Annotated in this window: 18 protein-coding genes; 15 read left to right on the forward strand and 3 right to left on the reverse strand. The window is 59.3% G+C overall.

The genetic code is table 11. From position 1 onward, the window contains the following. Positions 1-27 precede the first annotated feature (27 nt). The 3 genes from BN3544_RS09450 to BN3544_RS09460 are packed head-to-tail and all read left to right on the forward strand — an operon-like array spanning position 28 to position 2,381. Complete coding sequence (locus tag BN3544_RS09450) at positions 28-1,080, forward strand: aromatic ring-hydroxylating oxygenase subunit alpha (RefSeq protein ID WP_019430301.1); 1,053 nt, start codon at positions 28-30, stop codon at positions 1,078-1,080. Further along, positions 1,077-1,385, forward strand: coding sequence for a 2Fe-2S iron-sulfur cluster-binding protein (locus BN3544_RS09455; protein ID WP_019430300.1), 309 nt, complete (start codon positions 1,077-1,079; stop codon positions 1,383-1,385). The genes BN3544_RS09450 and BN3544_RS09455 overlap by 4 nt, the downstream gene beginning before the upstream one ends. Before the next feature lie 42 nt (positions 1,386-1,427). Then, positions 1,428-2,381 (forward strand): AEC family transporter, encoded by a 954-nt coding sequence (locus BN3544_RS09460; protein WP_019430299.1) that lies wholly within the window; start codon positions 1,428-1,430, stop codon positions 2,379-2,381. 7 nt (positions 2,382-2,388) lie between these two features. Here the strand turns inward: BN3544_RS09460 and BN3544_RS09465 are convergent, their stop codons facing one another. Beyond that, complete coding sequence (locus BN3544_RS09465) at positions 2,389-3,300, reverse strand: LysR substrate-binding domain-containing protein (RefSeq protein WP_026036713.1); 912 nt, start codon at positions 3,298-3,300, stop codon at positions 2,389-2,391. A gap of 259 nt (positions 3,301-3,559) precedes the next feature. Here BN3544_RS09465 and BN3544_RS09470 point away from each other — a divergent pair, with 259 nt between their 5' ends. From BN3544_RS09470 to aroE, 8 genes are all read left to right on the forward strand, one after another. Beyond that, positions 3,560-4,588 carry an amidohydrolase family protein gene (locus BN3544_RS09470; RefSeq protein WP_026036712.1) on the forward strand — a complete coding sequence of 343 codons (1,029 nt, stop codon included), beginning with the start codon at positions 3,560-3,562 and terminating at the stop codon, positions 4,586-4,588. A 172-nt stretch (positions 4,589-4,760) separates the two neighbouring features. Continuing rightward, positions 4,761-5,444, forward strand: a complete 684-nt coding sequence (gene ligK, locus BN3544_RS09475; protein WP_026036711.1) for a 4-carboxy-4-hydroxy-2-oxoadipate aldolase/oxaloacetate decarboxylase — start codon at positions 4,761-4,763, stop codon at positions 5,442-5,444. Between the two features lie 138 nt (positions 5,445-5,582). Beyond that, on the forward strand, positions 5,583-6,518 hold the full coding sequence (locus BN3544_RS09480; protein WP_026036710.1) for an amidohydrolase family protein: 936 nt from the start codon (positions 5,583-5,585) through the stop codon (positions 6,516-6,518). Positions 6,519-6,737: 219 nt separating this feature from the next. Continuing rightward, positions 6,738-7,220, forward strand: a complete 483-nt coding sequence (gene ligA / locus BN3544_RS09485) for a protocatechuate 4,5-dioxygenase subunit alpha (protein WP_019430293.1) — start codon at positions 6,738-6,740, stop codon at positions 7,218-7,220. A gap of 2 nt (positions 7,221-7,222) precedes the next feature. Beyond that, positions 7,223-8,101, forward strand: coding sequence for a class III extradiol dioxygenase subunit beta (locus BN3544_RS09490; protein ID WP_019430292.1), 879 nt, complete (start codon positions 7,223-7,225; stop codon positions 8,099-8,101). Between the two features lie 102 nt (positions 8,102-8,203). Next, positions 8,204-9,160 (forward strand): Gfo/Idh/MocA family oxidoreductase, encoded by a 957-nt coding sequence (locus BN3544_RS09495; protein WP_019430291.1) that lies wholly within the window; start codon positions 8,204-8,206, stop codon positions 9,158-9,160. Between the two features lie 11 nt (positions 9,161-9,171). Continuing rightward, the gene (locus BN3544_RS09500; RefSeq protein WP_019430290.1) at positions 9,172-10,350 is read left to right on the forward strand and encodes an MFS transporter; all 1,179 of its coding nucleotides are present in this window, start codon (positions 9,172-9,174) and stop codon (positions 10,348-10,350) included. Between the two features lie 157 nt (positions 10,351-10,507). After that, positions 10,508-11,341, forward strand: a complete 834-nt coding sequence (gene aroE / locus BN3544_RS09505; RefSeq protein WP_019430289.1) for a shikimate dehydrogenase — start codon at positions 10,508-10,510, stop codon at positions 11,339-11,341. Positions 11,342-11,366: 25 nt separating this feature from the next. On the opposite strand, the gene BN3544_RS09510 is transcribed toward aroE, so the two are convergent. Beyond that, entirely contained in the window at positions 11,367-12,005 is a 639-nt protein-coding gene (locus BN3544_RS09510) for a response regulator (protein ID WP_019430288.1), read from the reverse strand. Positions 12,006-12,240: 235 nt separating this feature from the next. Between BN3544_RS09510 and BN3544_RS09515 the strand changes: the two genes are divergently transcribed. The 4 genes from BN3544_RS09515 to BN3544_RS09530 are packed head-to-tail and all read left to right on the forward strand — an operon-like array spanning position 12,241 to position 16,781. Next, entirely contained in the window at positions 12,241-13,962 is a 1,722-nt protein-coding gene (locus BN3544_RS09515; protein WP_036075226.1) for a long-chain fatty acid--CoA ligase, read from the forward strand. Next, a complete protein-coding gene (locus BN3544_RS09520; RefSeq protein ID WP_019430285.1) occupies positions 13,959-14,972 on the forward strand; it encodes an MsnO8 family LLM class oxidoreductase in 1,014 nt (337 codons plus the stop codon). Before BN3544_RS09515 ends, BN3544_RS09520 begins: the two co-directional genes overlap by 4 nt. Before the next feature lie 31 nt (positions 14,973-15,003). Further along, complete coding sequence (locus BN3544_RS09525) at positions 15,004-16,023, forward strand: methionine synthase (RefSeq protein WP_019430284.1); 1,020 nt, start codon at positions 15,004-15,006, stop codon at positions 16,021-16,023. 14 nt (positions 16,024-16,037) lie between these two features. Further along, positions 16,038-16,781 carry a 2OG-Fe dioxygenase family protein gene (locus BN3544_RS09530; protein WP_036075224.1) on the forward strand — a complete coding sequence of 248 codons (744 nt, stop codon included), beginning with the start codon at positions 16,038-16,040 and terminating at the stop codon, positions 16,779-16,781. Between the two features lie 277 nt (positions 16,782-17,058). On the opposite strand, the gene BN3544_RS09535 is transcribed toward BN3544_RS09530, so the two are convergent. After that, complete coding sequence (locus tag BN3544_RS09535; protein WP_019430282.1) at positions 17,059-17,544, reverse strand: YajQ family cyclic di-GMP-binding protein; 486 nt, start codon at positions 17,542-17,544, stop codon at positions 17,059-17,061. Between the last annotated feature and the right edge of the window lie 27 nt (positions 17,545-17,571).

Consider the following 17,571-nt stretch of genomic DNA (forward strand, 5'->3'; position numbering starts at 1 on the left):
AGTTTTTTGATCATCAAGAGGTGAAACATGTTCATTAAAAACACCTGGTACGTGGCCTGCGCCATGACCGAACTCGACGCCTTGGGCAGCAAGCCCCTGGGTCGCACCATTTGCAACGAAAAGATGGTCTTCTTTAAAGGCCCTGAGGGTCGGGTCGCGGCGGTGGAAGATTTTTGCCCGCACCGTGGTGCGCCCTTGTCTTTGGGCAATGTCTGTAACGGCAAGCTGGTGTGCGGCTACCACGGCCTTGAGATGGGCTGCGAGGGCAAAACCGTGCACATGCCCGGTCAGCGTGTACGGGGTTTTCCGGCGGTCAAGAGCTATGCCGTGGTCGAGCGTTATGGCTTTGTCTGGGTCTGGCCCGGCGATCAAGCCCAAGCGGATGAGGCGCAAATGCCGGTGTTCGAATTTTTTGACAACCCGGCCTGGGCTTATGGCGGGGGGCTGTACCACGTGCAGGCCGACTACCGCCTGATGGTTGACAACCTGATGGACCTGACGCACGAGACTTATGTGCATGCCACCAGCATCGGCCAGCCCGAAATCGACGAGACGCCTTGCACCACCACGGTTGAGGGCGACAAAGTCATCTTGCAGCGCCACATGCAAGGCATTCAGGCCCCTCCGTTTTGGCAAATGGCCATGAGCGCCAACGGCCTTGACCCGCAGGCCAAGGTGGACCGCTGGCAAATTTGCCGGTTCAGCCCGCCCAGCCACATCATGATTGACGTGGGCGTGGCCCTTGCAGGCAAAGGTGGCTTTGACGCCGCGCCCGAGCACAAGGCCTACAGCGTGGTGGTGGACTTCATCACCCCCGAGAGCGAAACCTCGCACTGGTACCACTGGGGCATGGCCCGCCAGTTCAAGCCCGAAGACACGGCCTTGACCGACAAGATTCGTGCGGGTCAGGGCGGCATTTTTGGCGAAGACATGGAAATGCTGCAACTGCAGCAAAAGAACATCACGGCTTGGCCGGACCGTAAGTTGTTGATGCTCAACATCGACTCAGGCGGCGTGCAATCGCGCCGCATCATTGACCGTTTGCTGGCCCAAGAAAACAAGCCCGGAGTGACCGCATGAATACCACAGACCTGACCCAAATCCCCCTCACTGACGAGGGCAGTTTTGAGGTGCAACTTGAAAAGAGCGGGCAAATTCTGCGGGTCACCAAAGACCAGTCGATTCTGAAGGTGCTGCAAGACGCGGGGCACGACGTGCCGTTTTCGTGCTCAGAAGGCATTTGCGGCACCTGCTTGACCAAGGTGGTCGCGGGCACACCTGACCACTGGGACATGTTTCTGACGCCCGAAGAACAAGAGGCCAATGACCAGATGCTGATTTGCTGCTCACGCAGCCAGACAGCGAGGCTGGTGCTTGATTTGTAAATTAGGCCAAGCGCTTGCCTGATCGCGTTCACACACACCACGATGAATTCAACTCTGGAAATTCTGGGCATCACCGGCCCCATTTACCTGGCCATTGCGCTGGGCTATGTGTTCACCCGACAAGGTGTTTTCGCCAAAGCCGACATGCAGGTGTTTGGCAAGTTCACCCTCAATTTGGCTTTGCCTGCGCTGCTGTTCAATGCGCTTTCTCAGCGCAGCATCGGCGAGATCCTCAATGCCCACTACCTGCTGGCCTATGCGCTGGGCTCGATGGCGGTGATTCTGGGCGGGCTGTTCTGGGCTCGCAAAGTCAAGGGCCACAGCCTGAGCTACAGCAGCATGATGGCCATGGGCATGTCTTGCCCCAACAGCGGCTTTGTGGGTTATCCGATCATGTTGCTCACTTTCGGTCCGGTGGCCGGGGTGGCGCTGGCGCTGAACATGGTGGTCGAGAACCTGCTGATGATTCCCTTGTTGTTGGCGGTGGCTGACGCAGACGGCGGCCATCCCGGTCAGTGGAAGCAGGTGCTGTGGCAAACCCTGAAGAACCTGGCCAAGAACCCCATGATCTGGGGCATCGTGGGCGGGTTTTTGTTCTCACTGTCAGGCTGGGCGATGCCCGCACCCCTGGGCCGCACGGTCAATTTGTTTGCGCAGGCCAGCGCGGCCTTGTCGCTGTTTGTGATCGGCGGGTCGCTGGTGGGATTGAAGGCCGAGGGCCTGCGGGGCACGGTGTCGCAAATCGCCTTCGGCAAATTGTTCTTGCATCCACTGGCCATGTGGGTGGTGTTGGTGTGGCTGGTGCCGATCGCCGATCCGGCTTTGCGCTCAGCCGCTTTACTGACTGGGGCCTTGCCCATGCTGGGCATCTACACCATCTTGAGCCAGCGCCATGGGCACGGTGCCATCAGTGCCGCCGCTTTGCTGGTGACCACCGTGGTGTCGTTTTTCACGCTCAGTGCTTTGTTGTGGGTGATGCGGCTCTACCCCTTCTGAGCCGGTTTCAGTGCGGGGTGAGCCATTCACTGGCCATCTCGTCAAGCAAGGTCAATGTGGCCTGCTGGGTCAAGGTGGTGGGCCGCAAAGAGCTGACAGCCGTGGTCAGTTGAATGGTCAGCGCTGGCGCTGACACCTGCCGCACCGAAAACGCCGAGGGCCGCACCGATCTCATGACGGCGTTGCGCGACAAGATGGCGTAGCCTGCGCCATCGGCCACCAAGTCCAGGATGGCGCTCACGCCGTCAATTTCCAATGCGATCTGCGGGCGGCAGCCAATGGCGGCCATTTCAGACTCGACATGCATGCGGATCGCGTTGGGCCGGGTGGGAATCACCAATGGCAGTCCGGCAACGTCTTGCAAACGTATGGGCGGTGGAGGCGGGTCTTCTTGCAGGCCTGGTGGGCGTGGTTGTACCAGCAGCAATTCTTCTTGCACCAAGGGCCTGTGTTCGATGCCGGGCACTTGGCTCGGGTTGTAGAGCACGGCGATGTCCAGTCGTCCGTTTTGCAGGTTTTCTTGCATCGCACTCGACAGGCCCTCGCTGATGGACAGTTGGGCTTCGGGCATCTTTTGGCGGAACGCCCGCGTCAATGGCACGGTGAGCACCCGCGCCACACTGGGCGGCAGGCCCAAGGCCACACGGCCCGTCAGGCCGGTGCGCACCCGACCCAACTCTTCGCGGGCACGCTCGACTTGGTGCAAGATGCCTCGCCCGTGCTCCAGCAGCAACTGCCCGGCTTGTGTGGGTGTGGCACCCCGGCCATTGCGCACCAGCAGGTTTTGCCGCAGCTCCACCTCCAGCAGCCGCACCTGGCGGCTGAGCGCGGGCTGGGCGACGTTCAAGGCCTGCGCGGCGCGGGTGAAACTGCCCAGTTCGGCCACGCGCACAAAGTATTCAAGTTGTTTGAGGTCCATGGGCATCCTTTCGGTTGCCATTATTTTGTCATATCCATGGCTTTGTTATGCTAATTTGTTCTAGCTGGTAGTGGGGACGCGTGCTGGGTTTTGACGGAGTGTGCCTGCACAATCAGCGCTTGAAATCTTGCAGATCGCTGGCTCGAGTCCCGACGATCTGTACCCCGAAAAACAGGTCAAGACTCAAGCCCGCGAACTGCAGCCGTCGACCCGAAAAATGCCATCTAATGAGGAATCCGACATGAGCCAAACCAAGCCCTTGATCATCGACGTGCACGGTCACTACACCACCGCGCCCAAGGCGCTCGAAGACTGGCGCAACCGCCAGATCGCGGGCATCAAAGACCCCAGCATCAGCCCCAAAGTGTCCGAGCTGAAAATCAGCGACGACGAACTTCGCGAAACCATCGAAACCAACCAGCTGGCCAAGATGAAAGAGCGCGGCTCGGACATCACCATCTTCAGCCCCCGCGCCAGCTTCATGGCCCACCACATTGGCGACTTCAATGTCTCGTCCACCTGGGCGGCGATTTGCAACGAGCTGTGCTATCGCGTAGCGCAACTCTTCCCCGACCACTTTGTGCCTGCGGCCATGCTGCCCCAGTCGCCCGGTGTGGACCCAGCCACCTGCATCCCCGAGCTGGTCAAGTGCGTGGAGCAATACGGCAATGTCGGCATCAACCTCAACCCCGATCCATCGGGCGGCCACTGGACATCGCCACCCTTGTCCGACAAAGCTTGGTACCCCATTTATGAAAAGATGGTCGAGTACGACATCCCCGCAATGATCCACGTGAGCACCAGTTGCAACAGCTGCTTTCACACCACGGGCGCGCACTACCTGAACGCCGACACCACCGCCTTCATGCAGTGCCTGACCAGCGACTTGTTCAAAGATTTTCCGACGCTGAAGTTCTTGATCCCGCACGGCGGCGGCGCAGTGCCTTACCACTGGGGCCGCTTCCGCGGTTTGGCGCAAGAACTCAAAAAACCTTTGCTGTCTGAGCACCTGCTGAACAACATCTTTTTTGACACCTGCGTCTATCACCAGCCGGGCATCGATTTGCTGACCAAGGTGATCCCGGTCAAGAACATTTTGTTCGCGTCTGAAATGATCGGCGCGGTACGCGGCATCGACCCCGAAACCGGCCACTACTTTGACGACACCAAGCGCTATGTGCAAGCCACGGGCAACCTGAACGACCAAGAGCGTTACATGGTGTTTGAGGGCAACGCCCGCCGCGTGTTCAAGCGCTTGGACGACCAGTTGACGGCCAAGGGCCAGTGAGCAAGAGTTTGTCAGGCACCTCGTTTTGTCGCTTTGCTGCCCTGTTGTCATGCCGACTTGATCGGGCGTCCATGCCTCTCGGTCCCCGTCTTCGTGGAGACGACAAACACAGGATGCGTGCCCAATGCGCGTTTTTTGGCGTGATCGCCTTTATTTGAATCAGGAGAAAACCATGTACGAACTCGGCGTTGTTTACCGCAACATCACCCGCGCGGACCGCGCAGCCGCTGATGGCTTGGCCGCTTTGGGCTCGGCCACTGTGCACGAAGCCATGGGCCGTGTCGGTCTCATGAAACCCTATATGCGCCCCATCTATCCGGGCGTGCAAGTGTCGGGCACCGCCGTCACGGTGCTGCTGCAACCGGGCGACAACTGGATGATGCATGTGGCCGCTGAGCAGATTCAGCCGGGTGACATCGTGGTGGCGGCAGTGACTGCCGAATGCACCGATGGCTATTTTGGTGACCTGCTGGCCACCTCGTTTCAGGCTCGGGGTGCTCGCGCCTTGATCATCGATGCCGGTGTGCGCGATGTGAAAGAGCTGCAAAAAATGAATTTCCCGGTCTGGAGCAAAGCCATCTCCAGCAAAGGCACGATCAAGGCCACCTTGGGCTCGGTCAACATCCCGGTGGTGTGCGCCGGCATGATCGTGCAGCCCGGCGATGTGATTGTGGCCGACGACGACGGCGTGGTCTGCGTGCCTGCTGCACGCGCCGCACAAACCTTGGATGCCGCCCAAAAGCGCGAAAGCTTTGAAGGCGAAAAACGCGCCAAGCTCGCCTCTGGCGTGCTGGGCCTGGACATGTACAAGATGCGCGAGCCCTTGGCGGCAGCGGGTCTGAAGTACATCGATTGATCAACCGTTTGTGGTGGTGCGATGTGCGGCTGCGGCCGTGTCGGGGCTCATCAGTCCTTCGGCCAGCAAATCGCCCCAACACGGCCACAGCCGCGCATCGCAGTCAGCGACTGCGCTTGGCATGATGAGGAGAAGAAGATGACTAAACCGACAACAGGTGATTTCACCAAAACCGCAGGCTGGATGGACTGGTACACCGGTCCGAGCCAACCCACCTTCAAAGTGCCCGCAGGTGCGGTAGACGCGCACTGCCACGTCTTTGGACCCGGTGCCGAGTTTCCCTATGCGCCCGAGCGCAAATACACGCCTTGCGATGCCAGCAAGCACCAGCTGTACGAACTGCGTGACCACTTGGGGTTTGAGCGCAACGTGGTGGTGCAAGCCACCTGCCACGGCGCTGACAACCGCGCCATGGTCGATGCACTGCGCAACTCAGGCGGCAAAGCGCGTGGCGTGGCCACGGTCAAGCGCAGCGTGACGGACCAAGAAATCCAGGCCATGCACGATACCGGTGTGCGCGGTGTGCGCTTCAACTTCGTTAAGCGTCTGGTGGACTTCACGCCCAAGGACGAACTGATGGAGATTGCAGGCCGCATTGCCAAATGGGGCTGGCATGTGGTGATTTACTTCGAAGCCGTGGACTTGCCCGAGCTGTGGGACTTTTTCACCGCTTTGCCCACCACCGTGGTGGTAGACCACATGGGCCGCCCCGATGTGTCGCTGCCCGTGGACGGCCCGCAGTTTGCGTTGTTTCAAAAGTTCATGCGCGAGCACAAAAACGTGTGGAGCAAAGTGTCTTGCCCCGAGCGTTTGTCGGTCACTGGCCCCAAGGCTTTGAATGGTGAGCAAAATGCCTACCAAGACGTGATCCCGTTTGCCAAACGCATCGTTGAAGAGTTCCCTGATCGCGTGCTCTGGGGCACCGACTGGCCACACCCCAACCTGAAAGACCACATGCCCGATGACGGCCTGTTGGTGGACTTTATTCCGCACATCGCGCCAACGGCCGAGCTGCAAAAGAAGCTGCTGGTGGACAACCCGATGCGCTTGTATTGGCCCGAAGAGGTGGGCTGAGTCTTTATCCCTTATCTCCGAGCAAGCGGGTATCTACTGCGTGGTGGGCCATTCTTGTAAAAACAGGCAGCCATTGCCTTGGGGCTGTCCTCCTTGCGAAGGCGTGGGTCTTGGGTTTTAAAGACATGAATTTCCGCACTCTCGGACATGACAGAGAGACGAAACGATGACACAGACAACAGCGTTGCTTTGCTGAACAGAAACTGAAAGGAACTCGATATGGCTTTAGACAAACCTTACAAAGATGTGCCCGGCACCATCATTTTTGATGCCGAGCAATCTCGCAAAGGCTACTGGATCAACCAGTTTTGCATGTCCCTCATGAAAGCCGAAAACCGCGAACGGTTCAAGGCCGACGAACGCGCTTATGTGGATGAGTGGCAAATGACCGAAGAGCAAAAGCAGGCTGTGCTGGCCCGCGACCTGAACTGGTGCATGCGAACGGGTGGCAACATTTACTTTCTCGCCAAAATTGGTTCAACCGACGGCAAGAGTTTCCAGCAGATGGCGGGCTCGATGACCGGCATGACCGAGGAGGAATACCGCAACATGATGATCAACGGTGGTCGCAGTGCAGAAGGCAATCGCTACATTGGCGAAAACGGCGATGCGCAGGCGCACAACCAGCCCCAAGGTGCCGCCGGTCAGCAGATTCACGCAGCGGCTCAAGCGGCCCTCGCAGCCGCCAAGAAAGGAAACTGAACATGGCCAAAATCACCGCCTCTGTTTTCACCTCGCATGTGCCCGCCATTGGCGCCGCCATGGATTTGGGTAAAACGCAAGAAGACTACTGGAAACCCGTTTTTGCGGGCTATGACTTCTCCAAGCAATGGATGAAGGACAACAAGCCCGATGTCATTTTTTTGGTCTTCAACGACCACGCCACGGCGTTCAGTCTGGACATGATCCCGACTTTTGCCATCGGCACCGCCGCCGAGTTCACGCCCGCCGATGAAGGCTGGGGCCCACGCCCAGTGCCCGTGGTCAAAGGCCATCCAGAGTTGGCTTCGCACATCGCGCAGTCGGTCATTCAGCAAGACTTTGACTTGACCATCGTCAACAAGATGGACGTCGACCACGGCCTGACGGTGCCGCTGTCTTTGATGTGCGGCGAGCTGGATCCGGTCAAAGGCGCCTGGCCTTGCCCGGTAATTCCCTTTGCGGTCAACGTGGTGCAGTACCCCGTGCCCAGCGGTCAGCGCTGCTTCAACTTAGGGCAAGCCATCCGCAAGGCGGTTGAGAGTTACGACGAAGACATCAACGTGCACATTTGGGGCACGGGCGGCATGAGCCACCAGCTGCAAGGTGCGCGTGCGGGCCTGATCAACCGCGAGTGGGACAACGCTTGGTTGGACCAGTTGATCAATGATCCGGTGGCGGCTGCAGCCACACCGCACATCGACTACGTGCGCGAAGCCGGCAGTGAGGGCATCGAGCTGGTCATGTGGCTGATCGCCCGTGGCGCGATGAGCGACATCCAAGATGGCAAAGTGACAGGCCCTGCGCCCAAGTTGCGCCACCGCTTTTATCATGTGCCCGCCAGCAACACGGCGGTGGGGCACGCGATTCTGGAAAACAGTTGAACTGAATGGTCATCCCCGCGAATCCGGTCATCCATCAATGCATGGACGCTGGATCAAGTCCGGGGTGCCACGCCATTGTCAAACCCCCAATTGGAGAAATACATGAGCAAAACCATCAAAGTCGCCCTGGCGGGCGCGGGTGCCTTTGGCATCAAACACCTGGACGGCATCAAGAACATCGATGGCGTAGAGGTGGTCTCGCTGATCAGCCGGGACATTGAAAAAACCAAGGAAGTCGCTGCGCAATATGGCATTGCGCACGCCACTACCGATCTTGAAGAGTCGCTGGCTTTGAAAGAAGTTGACGCCGTGATTCTGTGCACGCCCACCCAGATGCACGCCAGCCAGACCCTGGCTTGCCTGAAGGCGGGCAAGCATGTGCAGGTGGAAATCCCGCTGTGCGATGTCTATAAGGAAGGCCAAGAAGTCCTGCGTGTGCAAAAAGAATCCGGCCTGGTGGCCATGGTGGGCCACACCCGCCGCTTCAACCCCAGCCACCAGTGGGTGAACCACAAGATCAAGGCCGGTGAATTCAACATCCAGCAGATGGATGTGCAAACATATTTCTTTCGCCGCACCAACATGAACGCGCTGGGCCAGGCCCGCAGCTGGACAGACCACCTGCTGTGGCACCACGCTGCCCACACGGTGGACCTGTTTGCTTACCAGTGCGGCAGTCCTATCGTCAAAGCCAATGCGGTGCAAGGCCCGATCCACCCCGCTTTGGGCATCGCCATGGACATGAGCATCCAGCTCCAGGCCGCCAATGGCGCGATCTGCACTTTGTCGCTCAGCTTCAACAACGAGGGTCCACTGGGCACCTACTTCCGCTACATCGGCGATACCGGCACTTATTTGGCCCGCTATGACGACTTGTTTACCGGCAAGGAAGAAAAGATCGATGTGTCACAAGTGGCCGTGTCGATGAACGGCATCGAGCTGCAAGACCGTGAATTTTTTGCCGCGATCAAGGAAGGCCGCGAGCCCAATTCGAGCATTGCACAGGTCTTGCCTTGCTACCAGGTCTTGCACGATCTGGAGCAACAGCTGAACAGCTGAACAGCTGATCGATGACCCCAGCGCAAACTGAGCGCAGCAGCTTGCGCGTGATGGGCTTGGCAGGTTTTGCCAGCATGGCTTCGATGCGCTTGTGCGATCCGATGCTGGTGGTGCTGGGCCAGGAGTTTCAGGTCACCACGGGCGAGGCCTCGCGCGTGGTGTCGTCCTTTGCCGTGGCTTATGGCGTGCTGCAGTTGTTTTATGGTCCGCTGGGCGACCGATTTGGCAAGTTGCGCGTCATTGCTTTGGCCGTTCTCGCGTGCGCCGTGTTCAGTGCCATCACCAGCATGGCTTCAGACTTGACGCTGCTGGTGGTCATGCGCGGTTTCATGGGCGCAGCAGCGGCGGGCATCATCCCCTTGTCGATGGCCTGGATTGGCGATCAGGTGGCCTATGACCGCCGGCAAGAAACCTTGGCCAAGCTGATGGGCTACACCGTCAGCGGCATGATGGTGGGTCTGTTGTTTGGCGGCTTTGCGGCCGAGCACCTGGGCTGGCGCAACGCCTTTGCGGTGGTGTCGGCACTTTTTGCCACGGTCGCGTTCATGTTGTGGCGCAAGTTGCGCAGCACCCCTTCACCCGTCTTGCTTGCCCCAGCGCCCAGTTTCATGGCGTCTTTTGCCCACACTTTTCAGATGCTGCGCGGGGCGCGGGTGCGCCATGTCTTGGCCGTCACGGCCATCGAGGGGGCCTTGGTGTTTGGTTCGATGGCTTTCATTCCCACCCACTTGCACCAGCAGTTCGACATGAGCGTGGTCTTTGCGGGCTCGGTCATGATGCTGTACGGCGTGGGTGGTTTGCTCTACAGCCAGCTGGCGCGCCGTTGGCTGGGCTGGCTGGGCGGTGAGCGCGGGCTGGTCAGAGCCGGGGCTGCCAGCATCGTGCTGGGTTTGCTCACACTGGCTTGGGCGCACCAGCCCGCTTTAGGCATGTTGGGCTGTTTTGCAGCCGGTTTTGGCTTTTACATGCTGCACAACACCTTGCAAGTTCAGGCCACCCAAATGGCCCCCGCATCGCGTGGCACCGCAGTCACGTTGTTCGCCTGCCTGCTGTTCTTTGGCCAGTCCAGCGGTGTGCTGCTCATGGCCGAGAGCGTCGATCGGGGCTGGCTACCGTATGCCTTCAGTCTGGCTGCGGCGGGAGTGGCGGTATTGGGGTTTTTTGTACACCGGCTGGTGGGGCGGCACTGAACTAGACCATTGATTGCTGCGCGTCAGGCCCTGGCAGAGACACCAATTTGACGGTGGGCGCAGCGCCCCAAGTCAAGTGTGGCATCGGTCAGGCCCGTCAGTTTGTCTGCATGCCGAGGCGATAAGATCGCACTCCAGTTAGCCGGAACCTTTTTTCATGACAGACCGTTACGCCGTCATCGGCAACCCCATTGAGCAGAGCAAATCGCCGCTCATCCACACCGCTTTCGCCCAAGTGACCGGGCAAGACATTGAATACACCAAGCTATTGGCTCCATTGGGCGGCTTTGCCATGGTGGTGGACGCGTTTCGCACCTCGGGTGGTCGTGGCATGAATGTGACGGCGCCTTTCAAGTTAGACGCCTTTGCCTATGCCACCGATCTCGCGCCCAGCGCGCAGATGGCCGGTGCCGTCAATGCCATGAAGTTCGAAGGTGGCAAGGTCTATGCCGAAAACTTTGATGGCGTGGGCTTGGTGCGCGATCTGCTGCACAACCTGGCGTGTCCGCTGAAAGGTCGGCGGGTGTTGATTTTGGGTGCGGGCGGTGCCACACGTGGCGCTTTGCTGCCTTTGTTGGCCGAAGCGCCGGCCGAGCTGGTGATTGTCAACCGCACGGTCGTCAAGGCCGAGACCTTGGCCACTTTGGCCCAGAAGCACCAGATGGCCTCGGTGCCCGTGCAAGGTCTGGGCTACGCCGCTTTGCAAGGGCAGGCTTTTGACGTGGTGCTCAACGCCACATCGTCGAGCTTAACTGCCGAGTTGCCGCCCCTGCCTGTCAGTGTGTTTGCGCCAGGGTGTCTTGCTTATGACCTGACTTATGGAAAAGGTCTCACGCCATTTCTGAAGCTGGCCAGCGAGTCGGGCGTGACGCGCCTGGCCGATGGGGTGGGCATGTTGGCCGAGCAAGCTGCAGAGGCGTTTGCCTGGTGGCGAGGTGTGCGCCCTGACACCACGTCAGTGATCCAGCAACTCACGATTCCTTTGCGCTGACGGTCATGCCCCCGGGGGGGCGTGGTCAAGTCTGTGTGATGCCGTCTTGCGCATGCAGCTCGATGTACCTGCCCGCCAGGAATGCCGTGAAAAACCCATTGAACCAATCCATGTTGATGGGTTTGGCCATGAAGATCGTGCCTTCTGGCAAGCCGCCTCTGGCTTCAATTTCTTTGGGCGTCAATGCTGACAGTACCAGGGTGGTCATTCGGCTGAACTGCGAATTTTGACGCAAGGTGCGCAGCAATTCGAAACCGTCTACACCGGGCATGTCGAGATCGGTGATCAGAACGTCAGGTTTGATGCTGGAGATATCGATCAGTGCTTCCAGACCGGAAGACATGGCCATGCAATCAACAGGCATGCTGGATCGGTTGCAGTAACCACGCAGCATCTCGCGGGTAACGGCATCGTCCTCGACCAACAAAACACGCAGCCGGTTGTCACGCGGTTCGCTCTGGGTGGTCAGCATGTTGTGCTTTCGCTGGTATTCGCGAATGGAGGGCATCGAAATCCGACGATGGCCTCCTTGCGTTTTCCAGGCTTGTAGCTCGTTTTTTTCGACCAAAGTCTGGATCGTACCGACCGACAGCCCCAATAATTTGGCTGCATAAGTGGTGCCGCAATAGTCTTCGGGCGTGTCAGGTGTGGTGTTTGTTTGCATGGTTGCTCATTTTAGTAATAAAAACGCAAAAAATAACCTTTAAACATTCTTAATATTTGTCAAATAGCACACTAAAAAATAAAAAAACATTAAATAGTGGGTGTTTTCCCTTAAAGCCACCTTATTGCTTTCGTGTTCAGTGGCCAGGTTTGGTCCCCCCAGTGACAAACCCACGCCAGCCTCAAGTGCGAGTGGCGATTAACATGCAGCTCAAGAACATTAAAGGAGACGGCTGATGCCCGCACATGCTGCTGTTTGGCCCGCGCGTTTGCCAACCAAGATCACCGCGCCCGCGACATCGCTTTGGATGAATCTGGCCATCAGCGCGATGCGGTATCCAGATAAAGCCGCCTTGGTGTTCATGGGGCGTGTGTGGACGTTTCAAGACTTGGTGTTCAGTGCCGAACAAATGGCCAGGCAGTTGGCCGCAATCGGCGTCAAAACGGGTGACCGTGTGGTGCTCGACATGCAAAATTGCCCGCAGCTGGTGATCACCCATTTCGCAATTTTGCGGCTGGATGCGGTGGTTGTACCGGTCAACCCGATGAACCGTGCCGAAGAGTTGAAGCACTACATCACCGACCCTGACACCCGAGTGGCCGTGACCACCGCAGATTTGGCCCCAGATTTGGCACAAGCCAGCGATGCGCTGCCGCCAGAGCAACGCTTGCAGCATCTGGTCGTGACGCAATTCACCGATGCGTTTGATCCCGCCGCCGTTGGCCCCGAGGATCTGCCTGAGGCCTGGCGTGCCTGGCTGTTGCCTGTGCGTGCGTTGCCGATCATGGCGTCGGGCCAAGCCCATGCCTGGCATGCGCTGATGGCGGCGCCCTCAACAGCGCAGTTGCCCGCGGTCATGGCGGGCCCGGATGATTTGGCGGTGCTGCCCTACACCAGTGGCACCACGGGTCTGCCCAAAGGCTGTATGCACACCCACGGCACCCTCATGCACAACGCGATGGCCAGTGGCCTGTGGGGCAGTGGCACACCCGAAAACGTGACGCTGTGCGTGGTGCCGATGTTCCACATCACCGGCATGGTGAGCGTGATGCACACCAACATCTTGTTGGGCTCCAGTTTGGTGATCATGCCGCGATGGGACCGCGATGTGGCCGGGTATTTGATCTCTAAATGGCGTGTGACGCACTGGACCAACATCCCGACGATGGTGATCGACTTGCTGGGCAGCCCCCACATGGGGCGTTATGACCTGAGCAGTCTGGTTTACATCGGCGGTGGCGGTGCGGCCATGCCCGAAGCTGTAGCGCAGCGCTTGCTTGACCAGTTTGGGCTGCGGTATGTCGAGGGCTATGGCCTGACCGAAACGGCGGCGCCTTCCCATACCAATCCGCCCGATGCCCCTAAAAAGCAGTGTTTGGGCATCCCTTTCATGAGCGTCGAGTCCCGCATCGTGGACCCCGAGACCTTGGCTGAGTTGCCTGTGGGGGAGTCGGGCGAGATCGTGATCAGTGGTCCGCAGGTGTTCAAGGGCTACTGGAAGCGCCCCGAGGCCACGGCGGCCGCTTTCTTTGAACGTGATGGCCAGCGCTTTTTTCGCTCGGGCGACATGGGCCGAGTCGACGAAGAGGGGTACTTCTTCATGACCGACCGGCTCAAACGCATGATCAACGCCAGTGGCTTCAAGGTCTGGCCTGCCGAGGTCGAGGCTTTGATGTTCCGCCACCCGGCCATTCAAGAAGCCTGCATCATCGCCACGCGCGATGCCTACCGGGGCGAATCAGTCAAAGCGGTGGTGGTTTTGCGGCAGGACCACAAAGGCCAAGTCAGCGCGAAAGACATCATCGACTGGTGCCGCGAGAACATGGCGGTTTATAAAATGCCTCGCGCTGTGAGCTTTGTCGATGCTTTGCCCAAGAGTGGCAGCGGCAAAGTGATGTGGCGGGCGCTGCAAGAGGCTGAAATGGCAGCCTTGGACACCCATACAAAACCTGAATGAGCCTGAAACTTTCCATCCTTGACCAATCCGCTGCAGCCTCCGGGCGCGGGCAAGACGCGACCATTCGCCAGACGCTGGCGTTGGCCCAACAAGCTGAGGCCTGGGGCTACCACCGCTTTTGGGTGAGCGAACACCATAGCCATCCCAGCATCGTGGGTTCAGCCCCTGAGGTCTTGATGGCCGCGATCGCCGCACGCACGCAACGCATTCGCTTGGGCAGCGCGGGCGTCATGCTGCCGCATTATTCGGCCCTTAAGGTGGCCGAACAGTTTCGCGTACTCGACGCGCTGGCGCCCGGGCGCATCGATCTGGGGGTGGGGCGAGCGCCCGGCAGTGACGGCCGTACAGCGCAACTGCTCAACCCCGACCGCAATGCCTCCGAGCGTTTTCCGCAGCAGGTGATGGAATTGCAAGCTTGGGTGAATGGGCAAAACCTGCCTGCAAACCACCCCGGCCACAATGTGTATGCCTACCCCCAGTCGGACACCGCGCCCGCGGTATGGATGCTGGGCAGCTCTGACTATGGCGCCCAATTGGCTGGCCATTTGGGCTTGCCGTATGCGTTTGCCTACTTCATCACCGACGGGCAGGGCGCTGGCGAAGCACTGCAGATTTACCGCGACACCTTTCGTCCCAGTGCGTCACTGCAAAAACCAGCCGCCACCGTGTGCGTGTGGGCGCTGGCCGCTGACACTGACGAAGAGGCGCTGCGCCTGTTTGAAAGCCGTGCCCGCTGGAAGATGGACCGCAACCTGGGCCGTATCGGGCCTCTGTTGCCCCCCGAAGAGGCGGCGCGCGATTACGGCCCCGCCGAGCAGTTCGCACTCGATCGTCTGCGCGACTCGGCCCTGATCGGTTCGGCCGCCACCTTAGGGCACAAGTTGCGCCAACTGGCGGCGCGGCTGCAGGTCGAAGAACTGGTGGTCATCACCTGGACGCATGACCCTGCGGCCCAAATGCGTTCTTACGAGCTACTCGCCCAAGAATTTGCCCTTGCGGCAAACTGCTGAGCATTGATTTTTTAACCCAAGGATTTTTGACATGTTTACCACCGCGATTGCTGGCAGCTTGCCCAAACCCGCCTGGCTGGCCGAGACCGAAAAACTCTGGCCCCAGTGGACCACCCAAGGCCCCGAGCTGCAACAAGCCAAGGCCGACGCCACGCTGCTGTGGATCAAGGCGCAAGAAGACGCCGGGCTGGATGTGATTGGTGATGGCGAGCAGGCCCGCCAACACTTTGTGCACGGCTTTGTCGAGCAGGTCGAGGGCATCGACTTTGTCAACAAGGTCACCATGGGCATCCGCAACAACCGTTACGACGCGCAGGTGCCGCAAGTCATCGCACCGCTGCGCCTCAAGGGCCGTGTGCACGCCTTCGAGGCCCAGCTGGCCCGTGCCCACACGAAAAAGAAACTCAAATTCACCTTGCCCGGTCCGATGACGATCGTGGACACCGTGGCCGACCGCTTTTATGGTGACAAGGTCAAGATGGCCATGGCCTTTGCCGAGCTGCTCAACCAGGAAGCACTGGCCTTGCAGGCCGATGGCGTCGACATCATCCAGTTCGACGAACCCGCCTTCAATGTCTACATGGACGAGGCTGCCGACTGGGGTGTGAAGGCGCTTGAGGTGGCCGCGCGAGGTCTGACCTGCACCACTGCGGTCCACATTTGCTATGGCTACGGCATCGAAGCCAACAACAAATGGAAAGAGACCCTGGGCCAAGAGTGGCGTCAGTATGAAAAGGTGTTCCCGGCCTTGGCCAAGAGCAGCATCCAGCAAGTCAGCCTCGAGTGCATGCACTCGCATGTGCCGATGGAGATGATGAAACTGCTGGAAGGCAAAGACGTGATGGTGGGGGTGATCGATGTGGCCAACCCGGCCATCGAAACGCCCGAAGAAATCGCCGACACCATTGGCCGCGCCTTGCAGTTCGTGCCGAAGAACCGGTTGATCGCTTGCACCAACTGCGGCCTGGCCCCGATGAGCCGCGCCGTGGCCGAAGCCAAGCTCAAGGCCCTGGCTGAAGGTGCCAAGCTGGCCAGCCAGCGTTACGCTTAAACCCGAGTCCCTTCATGCCCCAACAGTTATTGCCGCCCCCGTTGACATCACCCGACCTGCTGAGTGCTACTTTGGCCGATCAGGGTTTTGCGGTCTTGGGTTCTGCCAGTGTGTGTGCTTTGTCTGGCGTTTCGACAGAGGCCTTGCAAGCACTGGAACCAAGCTGGAACGATTTGCCGCCCGACCAGTACCTCAAGGACGGTGGGCGCTACCGCCGCCGTCGCCATGCCAGTTTTGAGGTCACGGCCGACAAGGCCCTGGCCATGCCGCACCGCGCTCATTGGCAGCCCGTGTCGTACAACGCCTTGCACGGCGGCATGCAGCGCTGGTTTGACCCCATGGCACCCGAGGTGGCGCAACAAGATGCCTGGCAAAAATTGTTGGCTTGGTTGGCCCGTGTGGCCTCGGCGGCACAGGGCGATCAAACCTGGTTCACTGAGGCGCACCAGTTTCGCATCGACACCACCGACGGCATTGGCCGCCCCACGCCCGAAGGCGCGCACCGCGATGGTGTGAACTGGGTGGCGGTGTTTTTGGTGGGCCGCCACGGTATCAAAGGCGGCGAAACGCGGGTGTTTGACATGGACAGCCCAAGGGGCCAGCGCTTCACATTGACCGAGCCTTGGTCACTGCTGCTGCTGGACGACAGCCGCGTGATTCACGAAACCACCCCGATCCAGCCGGAGCAACAAGGGGGCTGGCGCGATACCTTGGTGATCACCTTGCGCGCGGGCGGCTTTCTGGACGACCCTGCCTGAGCTCTTGTTGGGGCGTCCTGGCAAAGTTCTGGCGCATGGGGACGCAGAGTCGTTGTGGTGTGATGGTGTGATGGTGTGATGGTGTGATGGTGGTGGTGGTGGTGGTGGTGGTGGTGGTGGTGGTGGTGGTGTTTGATGCTGTGGGTGTGTCATACCCGGCTTGACCGGGTATCCACGACGATCCCAGGCTCAACCCCATCAAGTCAGGTTGAGAGCAGGGGCTGTGTCCCCTTGATCTGCTCGATAGCCACCAGCCAGGGCAGGGTGCCCCGCGCCATCAATCCCTGAAGTTGTCGAACGACAGGGGCAGATCGGGCATGTCTTTGCGCAACACGGCCATGGCCGCTTGCAGATCGTCCCGCTTGGTGCCAGTCACACGCACCGCATCGCCCTGAATGGACGCCTGCACTTTGATTTTGCTTTCCTTGATCAGCTTGGTGATCTTCTTGGCGTCTTCGGTCTCGATGCCGTTTTTCACCTTGATGACTTGCTTGACCTTGTCGCCGCCGATTTTTTCGACTTTGCCAATGTCCAGAAAACGCACATCCACGTTGCGCTTGGTCAGCTTGTTGCGCAGGATGTCTTCGACCTGCGTCAGTTGAAACTCGGCATCGCCGAACATCGTGATCTCTTTGTCCTTGAGTTCAATGTTGGCAGACGTGCCTTTGAAGTCAAAGCGGGTGCCGATTTCTTTGGCAGAAGTGTCAACGGCGTTGCGCACTTCGACCATGTTGGGTTCGCAAACGGTATCAAACGAGGGCATGGCAGAAAAAATCCGAGGTTGAGAATG

The organism is Limnohabitans sp. Rim47, from assembly GCF_001517545.1.
In the GTDB taxonomy this organism is placed as follows: Bacteria; Pseudomonadota; Gammaproteobacteria; order Burkholderiales; family Burkholderiaceae_C; genus Limnohabitans_A.

Coding starts and splice junctions, on each gene's coding strand:
- BN3544_RS09500 (WP_019430290.1), top strand. CDS start 9,172: ATGACCCCAGCGCAAACTGAGCGCAGCAGCTTGCGCGTGATGGGCTTG.
- BN3544_RS09510 (WP_019430288.1), bottom strand. CDS start 12,005: ATGCAAACAAACACCACACCTGACACGCCCGAAGACTATTGCGGCACC.
- BN3544_RS09520 (WP_019430285.1), top strand. CDS start 13,959: ATGAGCCTGAAACTTTCCATCCTTGACCAATCCGCTGCAGCCTCCGGG.
- BN3544_RS09515 (WP_036075226.1), top strand. CDS start 12,241: ATGCCCGCACATGCTGCTGTTTGGCCCGCGCGTTTGCCAACCAAGATC.
- BN3544_RS09495 (WP_019430291.1), top strand. CDS start 8,204: ATGAGCAAAACCATCAAAGTCGCCCTGGCGGGCGCGGGTGCCTTTGGC.
- BN3544_RS09535 (WP_019430282.1), bottom strand. CDS start 17,544: ATGCCCTCGTTTGATACCGTTTGCGAACCCAACATGGTCGAAGTGCGC.
- BN3544_RS09530 (WP_036075224.1), top strand. CDS start 16,038: ATGCCCCAACAGTTATTGCCGCCCCCGTTGACATCACCCGACCTGCTG.
- ligA (WP_019430293.1), top strand. CDS start 6,738: ATGGCTTTAGACAAACCTTACAAAGATGTGCCCGGCACCATCATTTTT.
- ligK (WP_026036711.1), top strand. CDS start 4,761: ATGTACGAACTCGGCGTTGTTTACCGCAACATCACCCGCGCGGACCGC.
- BN3544_RS09460 (WP_019430299.1), top strand. CDS start 1,428: ATGAATTCAACTCTGGAAATTCTGGGCATCACCGGCCCCATTTACCTG.
- BN3544_RS09465 (WP_026036713.1), bottom strand. CDS start 3,300: ATGGACCTCAAACAACTTGAATACTTTGTGCGCGTGGCCGAACTGGGC.
- BN3544_RS09455 (WP_019430300.1), top strand. CDS start 1,077: ATGAATACCACAGACCTGACCCAAATCCCCCTCACTGACGAGGGCAGT.
- BN3544_RS09525 (WP_019430284.1), top strand. CDS start 15,004: ATGTTTACCACCGCGATTGCTGGCAGCTTGCCCAAACCCGCCTGGCTG.
- BN3544_RS09450 (WP_019430301.1), top strand. CDS start 28: ATGTTCATTAAAAACACCTGGTACGTGGCCTGCGCCATGACCGAACTC.
- BN3544_RS09490 (WP_019430292.1), top strand. CDS start 7,223: ATGGCCAAAATCACCGCCTCTGTTTTCACCTCGCATGTGCCCGCCATT.
- BN3544_RS09480 (WP_026036710.1), top strand. CDS start 5,583: ATGACTAAACCGACAACAGGTGATTTCACCAAAACCGCAGGCTGGATG.
- aroE (WP_019430289.1), top strand. CDS start 10,508: ATGACAGACCGTTACGCCGTCATCGGCAACCCCATTGAGCAGAGCAAA.